The sequence below is a fragment of the Bradyrhizobium sp. TM233 genome, from assembly GCF_036247965.1.
In the GTDB taxonomy this organism is placed as follows: domain Bacteria; phylum Pseudomonadota; class Alphaproteobacteria; order Rhizobiales; family Xanthobacteraceae; genus Bradyrhizobium; species Bradyrhizobium ottawaense.
Map to the genome: position 1 here is coordinate 91,470 of NZ_BTIG01000017.1, position 14,992 is coordinate 106,461.

Sequence of the window (14,992 nt, forward strand, 5' to 3'; positions counted from 1 at the left end):
ATCGGATCGACCCCGTCCACATCATGTGACCGGGGGCGCTTTTATTGATCAGACACAACAGCCCGATGGAATTGCAGCAACGCCCAGCGCCGAACTATGCTCCTGTGGTCGCGGCAGCCGCGACCGATCGCATCGTCGAGACCAGTATTCCCGCGCGGCTCGACGCGCTGCCCTGGAGCGGCTTTCACACCCGCGTCGTGCTGGCGCTCGGCATCACCTGGATCCTCGACGGGCTCGAGGTGACGCTGGCCGGCGCGCTCTCGGGTGCGCTGAAGCAGAGCCCGTCGTTGCAATTCACCAATTTCGATCTCGGCATTGCCAATTCCGCCTACCTCGCCGGCGCCGTGCTCGGTGCGCTCGGCTTCGGCTGGCTGACCGACCGCATCGGACGCAAGAAGCTGTTCTTCATCACGCTGGCGCTCTATCTCTCGGCGACGGCCGCGACGGCTCTGTCATGGAATGTCGCGAGCTACGCGCTGTTTCGTTTCCTCACCGGTGCCGGCATCGGCGGCGAATACACCGCGATCAACTCGACCATCCAGGAGCTGGTGCCGGCGCGCTATCGCGGCTGGACCGATCTCGTCATCAACGGCAGTTTCTGGATCGGGGCCGCAATGGGCGCGGTTGCGTCGATCGTGCTGCTGGATCCTGCCGTGATCAACCGCGATCTCGGCTGGCGCCTGGCTTATCTCATCGGCGCGACCGTCGGCCTCGTCGTGCTCTTGATGCGGATGTGGATTCCGGAGAGCCCGCGCTGGCTGATGATCCACGGCCGCCCCGATCAGGCCCACGCAATCGTCGACGAGATCGAACGCTCGGTGATCGGGCATGACCAGGATACGAGCGACGGGCGCTTCGCGAAGATCCGGCTGAAGATGCGCGATCACACGCCGATCCGCGAGGTCGTGCACACGCTGTTCTCGGCGTACCGCCAGCGTGCGGTGGTCGGCCTCGTGCTGATGAGCGCGCAGGCGTTCTTCTACAATGCCATCTTCTTCACCTTCGCGCTGGTGCTGACCGATTTCTACGGCATCAGCGCCGATCATGTCGGCTGGTACCTGCTCCCCTTCGCCGCCGGCAATTTCCTCGGGCCCCTGCTGCTCGGCCGGCTGTTCGATACGCTCGGACGCCGCGTCATGATCATGTTCACCTATGGCATGTCGGGCCTGTTGCTGGCGATCTCGGGCTACCTGTTCTCCATCGGCGTGCTCACCGCGCAGGGGCAGACCATCGCCTGGATGGTGATCTTCTTCTTCGCCTCGCCGGCCGCGAGCGCGGCCTATCTCACCGTCAGCGAGACCTTTCCGCTCGAAGTTCGCGCGCTGGCGATTGCGGTGTTCTACGCGGTCGGCACCGGCATCGGCGGCGTGATCGGGCCGGCGCTGTTCGGCGTGCTGATCGACACGGGATCGCGCACCAGCGTGTTCGCCGGCTATCTGCTGGGGTCAGCCCTGATGATCGCGGCCGCGATCGTGGCGTGGCGCTACGCCGTCCCTGCGGAACGCAAATCGCTCGAACAAATCGCGCGGCCGCTCGCCTTTATGGAGTAGATTGATGAAATCGGAATTTGCAGAAATGGCGTTGGACCAGAAGCGCACCATGCCGGACGACGAAGCACCCGATGCGGTGCCGGTGCCGCATGCGCTGGTGCCGCATCTCGACGAGATCGCGATTTTGCTCGACATCGACGGCACGCTGCTCGACCTGATGCCGACGCCGCGCGAAGTGTGGGTGCCGCCGGGCCTGTCGGACACGCTGAATCGGCTGACCGAGCGCACCTCCGGCGCGCTGGCGCTGGTCAGCGGCCGCTCGCTCAACGACATCGACCTGATCTTCGCGCCCGATGTGTTCCGCGCCGTCGCCGGCCACGGCGCGGAGATGCGGCTGTCGATCGACAATGAGGCCGATGACGTGCATGCCCCGCCGCTGGACAAGGAGCTGAAGCGGCGGCTGGCCGCCATCGCCAAGCTCAGCCCCGGCATTCTGCTCGAGGACAAGGGCTATTCACTCGCTCTGCATTACCGCCTTGCGCCGCATGCGGAGAAAGCGATCTACGAATCGGTCTCGGTGATCCGCGCCGACCTGCCCAATGCGCCGATCGAGGTGCTGCCCGGCAAGTTCGTCTGCGAGATCAAGCATTCCGGATTCACCAAGGCGACCGGCGTGCGCGAATTGATGAAACGGGAGCCGTTCAAAGGACGGCGTCCGATCTTCATCGGTGACGACGTCACCGATGAAACCGTGTTCGCGATCATGCCCGACATGAACGGGCTTGCCTTCTCGGTCGGCCGCCGTGCCATGGGCGTGAATGGCCATTTCGACGCGCCGAACGATGTGCGTGCGTTCCTTGCCCGCCTGCTCGACCCGAGGTGAAATAAAGGCAGCGCCACGTCACAGACATGATGCTTTGGGAACGGCGCCGTCGCGCCGCTATGATTGCTGCGCAACATGGCCGCATAAGCTGACTTTGCAACGAAATCTCGGGTTCCCGAAGCGCAACCAGTTCCAACGCGCGTGCCCGATTTTGGTTTCAATTGGTTGAAACGATGACAGGAACCATATTGATGAACGGCAGTTAAATGGGGTGGAATGAAACAGGAGGGGACGACCTGTGAATTTAATCCTCGTTTCGAATCGCGTCGCGCGCGGCAAGCCTAACGAGCCCATGACGGGCGGCCTCGCGGCGGCCTTGTTGCCGGTGGTGGAACATTCGGGCGCGATCTGGGTGGGTTCTTCGGGCCGCGTGCGTGACGGCCATCAGAAGGAGCCGTTCGCGGAGATCGAAGCGCTCGGATCGGGCGCGATTGCGACGTTGGATCTGCCGGCGGCGCATTACGGCGGCTATTACGAAGGCTTTGCCAATTCGGCGCTGTGGCCCGCGCTGCATTCGCGCAGCGATCTGATCCGCGTCTCGCGCGACGATTACGTCAGCTATCGCGAGGTCAACGCCTTCATGGCGCGCGCCTTGATGCGCTTCCGAAAAGCCAAAACCGCGTTCTGGGTGCAGGATTATCATTTCCTCGCGCTCGGCGCCGAACTGCGTGATCTCGGCGTCGACGATCCGATCGGCTTCTTCCTTCACACGCCGTGGCCGGTCGCCGCGGTGATGCAGGGCGTGCCGAATCATCGCGAGCTGATCACGGCAATGCTGGCCTACGATCTGCTCGGCTTTCAGACCGAGGAGGATTGCCAGAATTTTCTCGGCTACGTCGCAAGCGAGCTTGGCCTCGCCGTCGAGGACGGCGTTGCCGTCTCGCAGCATGGCCGCACTCGCTGCGAGGTCTTCCCGATCGGAATCGATGCGGAGAAGTTCGCGCAATACGCTGCGAAATCGGCCTCGCATCCCGACGTGTCGCGGCTGCGGCGCAGCCTCAATGGCGAGCGCCTCGCGATCGGTGTCGACCGGCTCGACTATTCGAAGGGCCTCGTCAACCGCATCAGCGCGTTCGACCGGCTCTGGACCGAACAGCCGCAATTCTTGCGCAGCATCTCGCTGCTTCAGATCGCCAACCCCTCGCGCGGCGGCATCGAAGCCTATGGCAATCTGCAGAACGACGTCGCGCGCCTCGTCACCGACGTCAACGGCCGCCACGGCGAGGTCGACTGGACGCCGATCCGGTATTTGAACAAGGGCTTCAGCCAGGCCGTGCTCGCCGGCCTGTACCGGACTGCGCAGATCGGCGTGGTCACGCCGCTGCATGACGGCATGAACCTCGTCGCCAAGGAATATGTCGCCGCGCAAAACCCGGCCGATCCCGGGGTGCTGGTGCTGTCGAAGTTCGCAGGCGCGGCCAACGAGCTCGACGCCGCGCTGCTCGTCAATCCGCACGACATCGACGGCATGGCCCGCGCGATCGCGATCGCCGCCGCGATGCCGCTCACCGAGCGCAAGATGCGCTGGGACGCGATGATGAAGAAGCTGCGCGGCCACACCATCCAGCAATGGTCGGCCGATTTCGTCGCGGAGCTGGAAAAGTGCCGGACGGAGAAGGCCGCGGTCGCCCCGCTCGCCACGCAGCCGCCGCAGGCACTGCGCTGGCTGAAGTCGGCGATCTCAGGCGTGCGGCTGATTTAGGATACTCTCCCTCGCCCCGTTCTTACGGGGAGAGGTGAAAACGAGAGCCTCAATAGCAATACGACACGCCATCCAGAATCGCGCATTGCCGCTTGTTCGGCGCATTCGGATCGTCCATCGGCACCATGCCCTTGCCCTGGCCGACGAACACGCCGGGCCCGACATGCACCGAGCTCTTGTTGCCGATGATCACGCTCGGATGCGGCGTCGAGCTCGAGCGCGTGCCGTCCGGCCAGATGATGGCATCGCCCGACAGCATCCCGCGCCGGCCGTCGTTGCAGCTGACATCGACCCCTTGCCGGGTGCAGACCTGGGCGGCGGCGGGCACGGCGAAGGCGGAGCCAAGGGCCGAAATCAGGCTGAGGGCGGCGATGGTGCTGCGGATGGTCATGGCGTCCCCGGTCGTGTCTGCTGTTCTCAGGTGAATCGTCGCGCCAAACCCGTCACCGGTTCAGCCGGCAGGCGGGTCAGGGCATCTGCGATGCCAGATATTATCCCGTAAATACAACATCTTACGGAAAATTCACCCGATTTCCCCGCGATCCCTTGCAAAATCATCGGCGCCCCTTCAAGAGAGGGCGCTCCGGAGAGATGGCCGAGTGGCTTAAGGCGCACGCTTGGAAAGCGTGTGTGCGGGAAACCGTACCGTGGGTTCGAATCCCACTCTCTCCGCCATTTTCACGATTCTGAACTTGTGCGCTGCCGGTGCGAGCAAGGAATCTCGTAGACTGGATCGCATCAGTCTCAAATCATCGCGCTGGCTTATTGACTTCGGGGCCAGCGATCGTCGCCAAGCGCCCGAGCAGGGTCGCCTCAGCCTTGGGAGTCAGATGGTAGACTTCCGCCATCTCGACGATGTCGCCGCCGATCGCCGCAGCCAGATCCTCGTCAGCGGTGTCGTATTCGGACTCCTCGACCAAGCCTCTAATGAAGGTCTCGAAGTCTGGCGCGACGACGACGATGCGGTAGTTTGCCTCTTGGTCGACGTACACGACCTGCGGCTCGCCCCGCTTTCCGCAGGTTCGGTAGTCCAACATGATCAGTTCGTGGCCCCCGGCCGGGGTGTCGGCGATGCCGACGCCAATCGGCGGGTAGTCCCATTCCTCGATCATGAACTTGGGGCCCAGTTCGCCGGCGAGCGAATATTTGGCCGTGCGCCCGATGGCGTAGAGCCCCTCGATAGCCACGTGGTCCTCCGCCCAGCCTGTACGCTCCTTCATTTGGTGGCAGTTGCGCTTGACCATACCGCCATTGTGGCGCCGTGCGAGATCGACATAGGCCGCAGGCAGCTGATACCCGCCTATCTCCTGTTCGATGGAGGCAATCAGCTCGTCGCTCGGCGGAGGCTCGACATAGTTCTCCAGGGAATACGGACAGTCGTTCCAGAAGCCTTCGAAATCGAAGCCGTCAAAGGGCCTTTTCGACGTCATCCTCGTTACCCATCATGTTACGCGGCGGCCATCTAACCCTAGAAACCGACAAACACCGTAGCTTTCTCGACAGACCTCTGCTCCGACGCCGCACGAGCGTTCAGCACCAACCTGACGGGAAGCCGACACGCGTCGGATTGCACTCCGGCGGCTTGTCCAACGAGCTGCCAAACCATCTACTCGCCAACGAGCCATCATTGTCGATCCAGGGGATCGGTGGCAATTGCGGCAGGTAGGATGCATACGGCATGACTTTCGCAAGCGTCACTCTGCCCGGAAATTGTGTGAGGAATGCCTTGTTCATTCCGCCGTCCAGTCCGCTGTATATCGGGGCAGCCGGCACGCTGTCTTTAACCAATCGCGCGTATTCGAGCTCGTCGGAGCGCCTCTTCTCCAGCGCCCGCCGCGCGATTTCCGGGTTGACGACGAAGGGGGGACATTTTTCGGTAGGGTTGAACACTGGAGGCGACGGCGAATTCGGGGGAGGTCGCGCATCGAACACATAGCGGCGGTCGCACACATCCACCCTTGGTTCGAGTCGCGTCGTCTCGAAATGATCGTTGCCGATCTTGAGCATTTTCCAGAAGGCCAGGTTGGGGCTATTTCGATGCCGCGCCAGGTTTGCCGGCGTCAGGCGGAACGGATAGGCCTGGACCTGGAACGACGGCCGGCCGCCGAGGAATGAGTCGCGTGCCAGCGAATAGATTTCGCCTATTTGTTCGTCGGTCATGGCATAGCAACCGCTCGACCAGCAGTCGCCGTGGATCATGAGGAAGCTGCCGTTGCGCTTGTTCGCCTTGTCGAACGTGTTGGGGAAGCCGAGGTTGATCGAAAGATGGAAGTTGGAGTTGGGATTCATCAGCTCGGGTGTAATCGTATAGAACCCTTCCGGAGCCTGTCGGTCGCCCTCGTACAATTTCGGCCCGAGGTCGCCCGACCACCGACAGATCGGATAGGTCTTGAGGATCTGGAAATGGCCGGTCGCGTCCTGCTTCCAGACCTCGAGCTCGGCCTCCTCCTTGAACAGGCGCACGACGATAGGTGAATATTTCGGCATCTTCTTCTGTTCGAGCAGCGAGAGCAGCTCAGCGGGTAGTTCCCTCGTTGCCTTGGCTGGCAACGGCTTGCTGCTTTCGCCAAGACAAATGACCGGCGTCAAGGCAGTGGCAAAAGCCGTCGCCAGCACAAGTACACGTCGGACCATGGCGCGGATCACTGCTGTGCCTCCAGCCCTTCCGACCGCACGCCGCTACTTCTCGAAACCGACGAACACCGTCGCTTCCTCGACGGATTTCCGCTCCGACACCACGGCATTCGCCGGAAAAGTTTCATCCGGCCAGCCCAGCGCGATGCTTTTCATGATGACTTGATCGTCGGCTATGCCCGCGTGCTCGCGCACCACGGGGGACTGCATGATGCCCTGGCTGTTGATCACGGCGCCGAGCCCGCGGGACCACGCGGCATTGACCAGGGCGGTCGCCACGGCGCCGCAGTCGAAGGGCGTATCGTCGCTACCGTCAAGCACGCGATCATAGGTGATGATCACGCAGACGGGCGCGTCGAACTGGCGGAAGCCGCGCAGCACCCAGTCCTGGCGCTTTTCCGTGTTGTCGCGCTCGATTCCCATTGCGGAGAATAATTGCTTGGCGACGCCGACCTGCCTGTCACGGTGCTTGCCTGCAAAGGCCTGGCCCGTGCGGAACTCGCGCGACTGCGGGATGCCCGCCACCATCCGTTCGGTGTTGCCGGCGCGGATCCGATCCAGCGGTTCGCCGGTGATGACATAGAAATTCCAGGGCTGGGTGTTCATCGACGACGGAGCGCGCATCGCCAAACCAATGATTTCCGCAATCAGCTCCTTGGGTACCGGATCGGGTTTGTAACCGCGGATACTCCGGCGACCGAGGATGACGTCATCGAACTGCATTTGTGTGGAATTCCCCTGACAAGTTCTGAAACAGTTAGGACTTTCGCGGTTTCGGCACCCTCGCGCAAGCGTCGGCGGTGCGTCCTCAACGGTCCAGCCACGCGGAACACGATCGCATCAGTCTGGATTGACTGACGCTCTCTCCGCCATCAGCCTCATCCCGCCAGTTTCCAACTCCCATCCCCCGCCCGCTTCAGCGCGGGGTCGCTCACACGCACGTGCTCCGCGAGGAAATCGATGAAGGCGCGGACGCGTGCGGGCAGGGGGGCGGTGTGGCCGACATAGACGGCGTGGATGTCTTCGCGGTCGCCGGGATTGTAGTTCTGCAGCACCGGCACGAGGCGGCCGGATTCGATGTCGGGGCCGATGTGGAAGAGGGCGAGACGGGCGAGGCCGACGCCGCCCAGCGCCAGCCGGCGGGCGACCTCGCCGTCGCTGGCGCGGGCGACCGGCGGCGGCACGGCTTCCTCGGTGCGATCGCCGCGCCGGAATGGCCATCCACCGCGGATGCGCGGAAAGGTCCAGCCGATGCCGCGGTGATCGGCGAGATCCGCCGGCGTCCTGGGCGTGCCAAAGCGCGCCAGATAGTTGGGGGTGCCGACGACCACCATGCGGCTGCTGCCGAGCTTGCGCGCGATCAGGCGGGACGCTTTCAGAGGTCCTACACGGATCGCAACGTCGGCACGCTCCTGCATCAAGTCGACCAGCGTGTCGGTCAGCACGAGATCGAGCGTGACCTCGGGATGCTGCTCCAGGAAACGGGGGATCAGCGGCATCATATGCAGCATGCCGAACGGGATGTTGCAGTTGACCGTGAGGCGGCCGCGCGGCGCCGCGCCTGACGCCGCCTCGCGCTCGGCTTCCTCCATCTCGGCGAGAATCCGCACGGCCCGCTGATAGAATGCCTGGCCTTCCTCGGTCAGGGTCAGCTTGCGCGTGGTGCGGTTGACGAGGCGCGAGCCGAGCCGCGCCTCCAGCCGCGACATCAGCTTGCTCACCCCCGACGGCGTCAGCCGCAGCTTTCGCGCGGCCTGGGTGAACCCGCCGAGATCGACGACGCGGACGAAGACCTCCATCTCGGCGGAGCGGTTGGTGTCGAAGCGGGCCATGTTGAATTCACGTCACAAATGATTGGATTGGGGACATCCTAATGGTTTTGCGCGGGCACGGCTATCTGCGTGGCTCGTCTCATCCATCGGAGCCCACGCATGCCTCCCGCCGTCCTCGCCCTCACCGCCGGTGCCTTCGGCATCGGCACCACTGAATTCATCATCATGGGCCTCTTGCTGCAGGTCGCCGCCGACATGCATGTCTCGGTCCCGGTCGCGGGCCTGCTCATCTCCGGCTATGCGCTCGGCGTGTTCGTCGGTGCGCCCGTCCTGACCCTGGCGACGCGGCGGATGCCGCGCAAAACCGTGCTGCTCGCGCTGATGGCGATCTTCACGCTCGGCAATGCGGCCTGTGCGCTGGCGCCGAATTACGAATTGCTGATGGCGGCGCGCGTGCTGACCTCGCTTGCCCATGGCACTTTCTTCGGTGTCGGGTCGGTGGTGGCGACGAGCCTCGTCGCCGAGGACAAGCGAGCCTCCGCGATTGCCACCATGTTCATCGGCCTCACGGTCGCGACGCTGCTTGGCGTGCCCTTCGGCGCCTGGTTCGGCCTGATGCTTGGCTGGCGCGCGGCGTTCTGGGCCGTGACGGTCATCGGCCTGATCGCCTTCGCCGTGGTCGCAGCCCTGGTGCCCGGCCATGTCGGCAACGGCGACAAGCCGGTCTCGCTGGCCGAGGAGATATCGGTGCTCGGCCGCCCGCAGGTGTTGCTCGGCCTTGCCATGACCGTGTTCGGCTTTGCCGGCCTGTTCGTGGTCTTCACCTACATCCAGCCGATCCTGACCCGCTTCACCGGCTTTTCGGAAGGCGCGGTGTCGCCGATCCTGCTGGTGTTCGGCGTCGGGCTCGCGATCGGCAACGTGGCCGGCGGCAAGCTCGCCGACCGTGGCCTCGCCGGCGCGTTGATCGGAACGCTCGCCGCGCTCGCCATCGTGCTGCTTGGCCTTGCCGCCGTGCTGTCGGTCAAGATCCCGGCGATCGTGCTGATCCTGCTGCTGGGCATCGCCGCTTTTGCGACCGTCGCCCCGCTCCAGCTTCGCGTGCTGGAAGCGGCCGGCCCCAGCGGCCGGACGCTCGCCTCCAGCCTCAACATCGCCGCGTTCAATCTCGGTAACGCGCTCGGCGCCTGGGCCGGCGGCGTCACCATCGACCGTGGGCTCGGCCTCTCGGCGCTGCCTCTGGTCGCAGCCGGCATCACCGCTGTCGGTCTGGTGCTGGCGCTGTGGAGCCTGCGGCTCGACCGCGCGCAGGCGGCCGTCGCGGCGTGCCCCGCCGAATAGCGCAGCGGCGCGACCGCGGACGATTCGCCGCGTCGCGCCACTGCGTCATGCAGAAAACGCACCTGTACACGTCCCCACGCCATCCGTAACCTCCGCCGCGCAATTTTCAGGAGATGCGACGTGGCGAAGAAGACGGCCAAGAAGACTACCAAGAAGAAGACTGCTTCGAAGAAACCGGCGAAGACCTCCGGCAAGACCAGCGCAAGCCGCAAGGCCGTCGTTGCGAAGAAAGCCAAGAAGGTCGTGCAGTTCAAGCCGGCTTCATCGCGCCGCCCCAAGGGACCGGCCTGGCAATGGTCGGCGGTGGAGACCGCGGCTGCGATCCGCTCCGGCGCAATCTCCGCCGTCGAGACCGTCGAAGCGCATCTCGAACGGATGCGGGCCGTCAATCCGAAGCTGAACGCCGTCGTTGTCGATCTCTCGGAAGAGGCGTTGAAGGCCGCGCATGCCGCGGACAAGCAGCGCGCCAAGGGCGGCGCGCTCGGCCTCCTGCATGGCGTGCCCATCACCATCAAGGAAAACGTCGACTACGAAGGCCGGCCGAACTTCAACGGCGTGCCCGCCAACAAGGACCTGGTCGCGCCGTCGGATGCGCCGGTCGTGCGCAACCTGAAGAAATCAGGTGCGATCGTCATCGGGCTCACCAACACGCCGGAATTCTCCTTTCGCGGCTTTACCGACAATCCGCTGCACGGGCTGACGCTCAATCCCTGGGATCCCAATATCACCTGCGGCGGCTCCTCGGGCGGTGCGGGTTCGGCGGTCGCCGCCGGCATCGGCACCATCGCCCATGGCAACGACATCGGCGGCTCACTGCGCTGGCCCGCGCATTGCAACGGTGTCGCCACCATCAAGCCGACGCAGGGACGCATCCCCGCGTTCAACGCAAGCGCAACGGCCGAGCGGCCGATGCTGGCGCATCTGATGTCGGCGCAGGGGCCGCTCGCGCGCCACGTCGCCGACGTTCGCCTTGCGCTCGAGGTGATGAGCCGGCGCGATCCGCGCGATCCCTGGTGGGTGCCGGCGCCGCTGGTCGGCGAGAGGCCGAAGGGGCCGATCAAGGTGGCGCTGGCCAAGATCCCCGAGGACATGGAGGTCGACCCCTCCGTGCGCGCGGCGCTGCGCCAGGCCGCGGACCACCTCGAGCGTTCCGGCTATCGCGTCAGCGAGGTCGAGGTGCCCGACATCAACGGCGTCTGGCAGACCTGGTGCGACATCATCACCAACGAGACCGTGGTGATGCAGGAGGCCGGCATGCTGAAGGTCACCTCCGAAGATTTCCACAAGGCCTGGGGCGGCATGAAGGACAAGGCCAATGTGCTCGATCTCAAGGCCTGGATGCAGGCGACCGCTGCGCGCAACGGCCACATCCGCGCCTGGCAATTGTTCTTCGAGGAGTACCCGGTCGTGCTGGCGCCGACCACGGTGAAGCCGACGCCGGGCCCGCGCGAGGACACGGTCAGCGCCGAGCGCGTGCGCGAGATCTTCTGGGGCGAGATCCGCTTCATCTCCGCGATCAACGTGCTGGGCCTGCCCGGCGCCGTGGTGCCGGTGGCCCTCCACGACGGCAAGCCGATCGGCGTGCAGCTCATTACCGGGCGCTATCGCGAGGATCTCGCGCTCGACGCGGCGGCCGCGATCGAGAAGCGCGCCGGCGTGTTTGCACACAGGCTGTGGGAGAGCATGGTTTAGTCCACGATTGTCGCCGCATTGGCGGCGCTGCCTTTCTCCGCAAGGAGAAGGCATGGCGCCGCCACGGCCGTGCAGGTTGCACTTCGTTAATCCGCTTTAACCCGAATCCCGGCCAATTCGCCGACAAGCGTTAGGGTTACTTCCTCGATCTCTATGCGAATTATTGTCCGCTTTACCACCCGCCTCTAACACGGGGGCGGCGGACAACGCACATGCCCATTAGGCCAATAAGTGCGGCCCGCTCCACGCGGAGGTGGCACGATGCGCAACGAGACGATCGCTATTCACGCCGGCTACGAGCCCGAAGCGACCACGCACGCGGTCGCCGTGCCGATCTACCAGACCGCGGCCTACGCTTTCGACAGCGCCGATCACGGCGCGGCGCTCTTCAATCTCGAGGCCGAAGGTTTCCGCTACAGCCGCATCGCCAATCCGACCAGCGCCGTGCTGGAGAAGCGCATCGCCCAGCTCGAAGGTGGAGTCGGCGCACTCGCGGTCGCAACCGGCCAGGCGGCGCTGCATTTCGCCTTCGTCAACGTCGCCGATCACGGCGGCAACATCGTTTCCATGCCGCAGCTTTACGGCACCACGCACACGCTGCTCTCGCACATCCTGCCGCGCCAGGGCATCACCGGCCGCTTCGCCGAGAGCGACAAGCCGGAGGCGGTCGAGAAGCTGATCGACGAGAACACCCGCGCGGTGTTCGCCGAGACCATCGGCAATCCCGCCGGCAATGTCTGCGATATCGAGGCGCTGGCCAAAATCGCGCATGCGCATGGCGTGCCGCTGATCGTCGACAACACCGTCGCAACCCCGATCCTGCTGAAGCCGTTCGACTACGGCGCCGACATCGCCGTGCACTCGCTGACAAAGTTTCTCGGAGGCCACGGCACCACGCTCGGCGGCGCCATCGTCGATTCCGGCAACTTCGCGTGGGCGAAATACGCCGACCGCTTCCCGGCCTACAACAGGCCCGACGCCTCCTATCACGGCCTCGTCTATGCCGAGCGCTTCGGCCGGACCGCCTATATCGAGCGCGCGCGCAGCGTCTATCAGCGCACCATGGGCTCGGTGCTGTCGCCGTTCAACGCTTTCCTGCTGCTGCAGGGCATCGAGACCGTGGCGCTGCGCATGGAGCGCCATGTCGAGAACGCGCGCAAGGTCGCCGAATTCCTCCGCAAGGATCCGCGCGTTGCCTGGGTCAATTACGCCGGCTTTCCCGACAGCCCCTATTATCCGCTGGTGCAGAAATATCTCGATGGCAACGCCTCCTCGTTGTTCACCTTCGGCATCAAGGGCGGGATGGAGGCGGGCAAGTCTTTCTATGACGCGCTGAAGCTGATCACGCGCCTCGTCAACATCGGCGATGCCAAGTCGCTGGCCTGCCATCCGGCCTCGACCACCCACCGCCAGATGTCGGCAGAGCAGCAGCGCGTCGCCGGCGTGCTGCCGGAAACGATCCGGCTGTCGATCGGCATCGAGCATGTCTCTGACATCATCGAGGACATCGATCAGGCGCTGGACAAGGCCTGCCTCTCGGCGCGCCTCGAGGCCGCGGAGTAGGCGGCGGCGCCAATGACGATCTTGATCGACAAAGATCAAGTCATATCGAGCCCGGCGCTGGTGCCGGCCGAACGCGATCTTGCGCGCGATCGCGGCGGCGAGCTCACGATCGGGCTCGTCAACAACATGCCGGATCCGGCGCTGAAGGCGACCGAGCGGCAGTTCTTGAAGCTGCTTCAGGCTGCGGCCGGTCCGCGCCGCATCCGCTTCCATTGCTTCTCGCTTCCCAGCGTGAAGCGCTCGCCGGAGGCGAAGTGGCATGTCGAAAGCGAATATTCCGACCTGTCCGAGCTGAAGCGCCAGAAATTCGACGGGCTGATCGTGACAGGCGCCGAGCCGGTTGCGCCCGAGCTCGACCAGGAGCCTTATTGGCGTGACCTCGCCGACCTCATTGACTGGGCCAAGGCCAACACGCGCTCGACGATCTGGTCGTGCCTTGCCGCGCATGCGGCGGTGCTGCATCTCGACGGCATCGCACGGCGGCGGCTGCCGGCCAAATGTCACGGCATCTTCGATTGCGAGGCCGTGACGAGCGATGCCCTGACGCGCGCCGCGCCGGCGCCGCTGAAGGTGTCGCATTCGCGCCTGAACGAGCTCGCGCAGAGCGACCTGGAGCAGGCCGGTTATCAGGTGCTGACACGCTCGGCCGAGGCCGGCGTCGACATCTTTGTTCGCCAATATGCCAGCCGGTTCGTGTTCTTCCAGGGGCATCCGGAATATGACGCGCTGTCGCTCCAGCGCGAATACCTGCGCGACATCGGCCGCTACCTTGCGCGGGAGCGTGAGACTTATCCGCGCCCGCCCGTGAGCTATTTTGACGCAGCGACTGAAGAGAAATTGGTCCGCTTCGAGAAGAAGACGGCGCACCAGCGCCATCCGGCACTCACCAACGAGCTGCCTGGGCTGAATTTGCGCGCCGATATCGGCGTCGGCAGCGCGGCGGCGGTGCTTTTTCGCAATTGGTTGCAATATCTCAGTGTGGAAGCCGAAGCGCCGGTCCTTGCGCGTTAGCCGAAGGATGTTGGTTCCGCGTTAGGATTACCCAGGCGTTAGGCTTGCCTCGATCAGCGCGCGAATGTTTCAGTACAGACATACGGAATCACGGGAAACGCAGTCGTGTGGTCGGCACTCCAGGGACGCGTGAGCAATCGGCTGGCCCGGCATTTCCGCGCCGCGCCGCACCGGCTGCCCGCGCATGTGCCGATGGTGAGCTTCACCTTCGACGATGCCCCGGATAGCGCTGCAGGTGAGGGCGCCGCGCTTCTCGAAGAGCATGGCGGCCGCGGCACGTTCTATCTCGCCGGCAGCCTGATCGGGCAGCCGTCGGACCATTGGCATGGCCTGTCGGGCGATGCAATCGTGCGGCTTCACCGCGCCGGTCACGAGATTGCCTGCCACACCTTCTCGCACCAGAGCTCGGCCAATCTCGACGAGGCCGCGATGGCGCGCGAGATCGAGCGGAACCGCGCTTATTTTCGCAGCATCGATTCCTCGATCAATCTGGAGAACTTCGCTTATCCCTATGGGATTGCATCGGTCTGGCGCAAGCCGCAGCTCGCCAAAGCCTTCCGGTCGGCGCGCGGCATCCTTCCCGGCGTCAACAGCGACGTCATCGATCTCCAGTTCCTGCGTGCTTCACCTTTGGTCGATTGCGAGATCGACAGAGCGGGCGTCGATCGCTATTTCGACGAGGCGGTGGCGAGCGGCGGATGGCTCATCTTCTATGGCCATGACGTCGCAAGCGCCCCGAGCCCCTATGGCTGCACCCCGGACCTGATGCGTCATGCGCTGGAAGCCGCCGGGCAGCGCAACATGCCGATCGTGACGGTCGCAGAGGCGCTGCGCAGGATCGGGGCCTAGGGCCTATTCACCTGTCCCCGTAAGAATGGGGAGAGGGAGGAAGCGGCAGCGCCTC

Annotated in this window: 13 protein-coding genes and 1 tRNA gene; 9 read left to right on the forward strand and 5 right to left on the reverse strand. The window is 64.5% G+C overall.

The features are described from left to right. The first annotated feature begins 65 nt into the window (after positions 1-65). The 3 genes from AABA86_RS26835 (at position 66) to AABA86_RS26845 (ending at position 4,075) form a co-directional block, all read left to right on the forward strand. Positions 66-1,550 carry an MFS transporter gene (locus AABA86_RS26835; RefSeq protein WP_338308988.1) on the forward strand — a complete coding sequence of 495 codons (1,485 nt, stop codon included), beginning with the start codon at positions 66-68 and terminating at the stop codon, positions 1,548-1,550. A 4-nt stretch (positions 1,551-1,554) separates the two neighbouring features. After that, positions 1,555-2,373, forward strand: coding sequence for a trehalose-phosphatase (otsB, locus tag AABA86_RS26840; RefSeq protein WP_212253818.1), 819 nt, complete (start codon positions 1,555-1,557; stop codon positions 2,371-2,373). 238 nt (positions 2,374-2,611) lie between these two features. Then, positions 2,612-4,075 (forward strand): trehalose-6-phosphate synthase, encoded by a 1,464-nt coding sequence (locus tag AABA86_RS26845; protein WP_338308989.1) that lies wholly within the window; start codon positions 2,612-2,614, stop codon positions 4,073-4,075. A gap of 49 nt (positions 4,076-4,124) precedes the next feature. On the opposite strand, the gene AABA86_RS26850 is transcribed toward AABA86_RS26845, so the two are convergent. Beyond that, positions 4,125-4,466 carry a hypothetical protein gene (locus tag AABA86_RS26850; protein WP_212253820.1) on the reverse strand — a complete coding sequence of 114 codons (342 nt, stop codon included), beginning with the start codon at positions 4,464-4,466 and terminating at the stop codon, positions 4,125-4,127. Between the two features lie 194 nt (positions 4,467-4,660). Between AABA86_RS26850 and AABA86_RS26855 the strand changes: the two genes are divergently transcribed. After that, positions 4,661-4,750: transfer RNA gene (locus AABA86_RS26855), tRNA-Ser, on the forward strand. 74 nt (positions 4,751-4,824) lie between these two features. Here the strand turns inward: AABA86_RS26855 and AABA86_RS26860 are convergent. The 4 genes from AABA86_RS26860 to AABA86_RS26875 form a co-directional block, all read right to left on the reverse strand. Continuing rightward, positions 4,825-5,505 carry an SMI1/KNR4 family protein gene (locus AABA86_RS26860; RefSeq protein ID WP_338308990.1) on the reverse strand — a complete coding sequence of 227 codons (681 nt, stop codon included), beginning with the start codon at positions 5,503-5,505 and terminating at the stop codon, positions 4,825-4,827. Between the two features lie 100 nt (positions 5,506-5,605). After that, complete coding sequence (locus tag AABA86_RS26865) at positions 5,606-6,721, reverse strand: L,D-transpeptidase family protein (protein WP_338308991.1); 1,116 nt, start codon at positions 6,719-6,721, stop codon at positions 5,606-5,608. Between the two features lie 33 nt (positions 6,722-6,754). Next, positions 6,755-7,432: a nitroreductase gene (locus AABA86_RS26870; RefSeq protein ID WP_028141933.1), complete on the reverse strand. Its 678-nt coding sequence runs from the start codon at positions 7,430-7,432 to the stop codon at positions 6,755-6,757. 155 nt (positions 7,433-7,587) lie between these two features. Next, on the reverse strand, positions 7,588-8,541 hold the full coding sequence (locus AABA86_RS26875; protein ID WP_338308992.1) for a LysR family transcriptional regulator: 954 nt from the start codon (positions 8,539-8,541) through the stop codon (positions 7,588-7,590). Positions 8,542-8,640: 99 nt separating this feature from the next. Here AABA86_RS26875 and AABA86_RS26880 point away from each other — a divergent pair, with 99 nt between their 5' ends. The 5 genes from AABA86_RS26880 to AABA86_RS26900 all read left to right on the forward strand — a co-directional run bounded on the left by AABA86_RS26880 (position 8,641) and on the right by AABA86_RS26900 (position 14,937). After that, positions 8,641-9,822, forward strand: coding sequence for an MFS transporter (locus tag AABA86_RS26880; protein ID WP_212253824.1), 1,182 nt, complete (start codon positions 8,641-8,643; stop codon positions 9,820-9,822). 120 nt (positions 9,823-9,942) lie between these two features. Beyond that, positions 9,943-11,514: an amidase family protein gene (locus tag AABA86_RS26885; protein ID WP_338308993.1), complete on the forward strand. Its 1,572-nt coding sequence runs from the start codon at positions 9,943-9,945 to the stop codon at positions 11,512-11,514. A 261-nt stretch (positions 11,515-11,775) separates the two neighbouring features. Continuing rightward, the gene (locus AABA86_RS26890; protein WP_338308994.1) at positions 11,776-13,077 is read left to right on the forward strand and encodes an O-acetylhomoserine aminocarboxypropyltransferase/cysteine synthase family protein; all 1,302 of its coding nucleotides are present in this window, start codon (positions 11,776-11,778) and stop codon (positions 13,075-13,077) included. Positions 13,078-13,089: 12 nt separating this feature from the next. Beyond that, positions 13,090-14,088, forward strand: a complete 999-nt coding sequence (gene metA / locus AABA86_RS26895) for a homoserine O-succinyltransferase MetA (RefSeq protein ID WP_338308995.1) — start codon at positions 13,090-13,092, stop codon at positions 14,086-14,088. Positions 14,089-14,193: 105 nt separating this feature from the next. After that, positions 14,194-14,937: a polysaccharide deacetylase family protein gene (locus AABA86_RS26900; RefSeq protein WP_212253828.1), complete on the forward strand. Its 744-nt coding sequence runs from the start codon at positions 14,194-14,196 to the stop codon at positions 14,935-14,937. Positions 14,938-14,992 lie beyond the last annotated feature (55 nt).

Coding starts and splice junctions, on each gene's coding strand:
- AABA86_RS26835 (WP_338308988.1), top strand. CDS start 66: ATGGAATTGCAGCAACGCCCAGCGCCGAACTATGCTCCTGTGGTCGCG.
- otsB (WP_212253818.1), top strand. CDS start 1,555: ATGAAATCGGAATTTGCAGAAATGGCGTTGGACCAGAAGCGCACCATG.
- AABA86_RS26850 (WP_212253820.1), bottom strand. CDS start 4,466: ATGACCATCCGCAGCACCATCGCCGCCCTCAGCCTGATTTCGGCCCTT.
- AABA86_RS26860 (WP_338308990.1), bottom strand. CDS start 5,505: ATGACGTCGAAAAGGCCCTTTGACGGCTTCGATTTCGAAGGCTTCTGG.
- AABA86_RS26870 (WP_028141933.1), bottom strand. CDS start 7,432: ATGCAGTTCGATGACGTCATCCTCGGTCGCCGGAGTATCCGCGGTTAC.
- AABA86_RS26875 (WP_338308992.1), bottom strand. CDS start 8,541: ATGGCCCGCTTCGACACCAACCGCTCCGCCGAGATGGAGGTCTTCGTC.
- AABA86_RS26880 (WP_212253824.1), top strand. CDS start 8,641: ATGCCTCCCGCCGTCCTCGCCCTCACCGCCGGTGCCTTCGGCATCGGC.
- AABA86_RS26890 (WP_338308994.1), top strand. CDS start 11,776: ATGCGCAACGAGACGATCGCTATTCACGCCGGCTACGAGCCCGAAGCG.
- metA (WP_338308995.1), top strand. CDS start 13,090: ATGACGATCTTGATCGACAAAGATCAAGTCATATCGAGCCCGGCGCTG.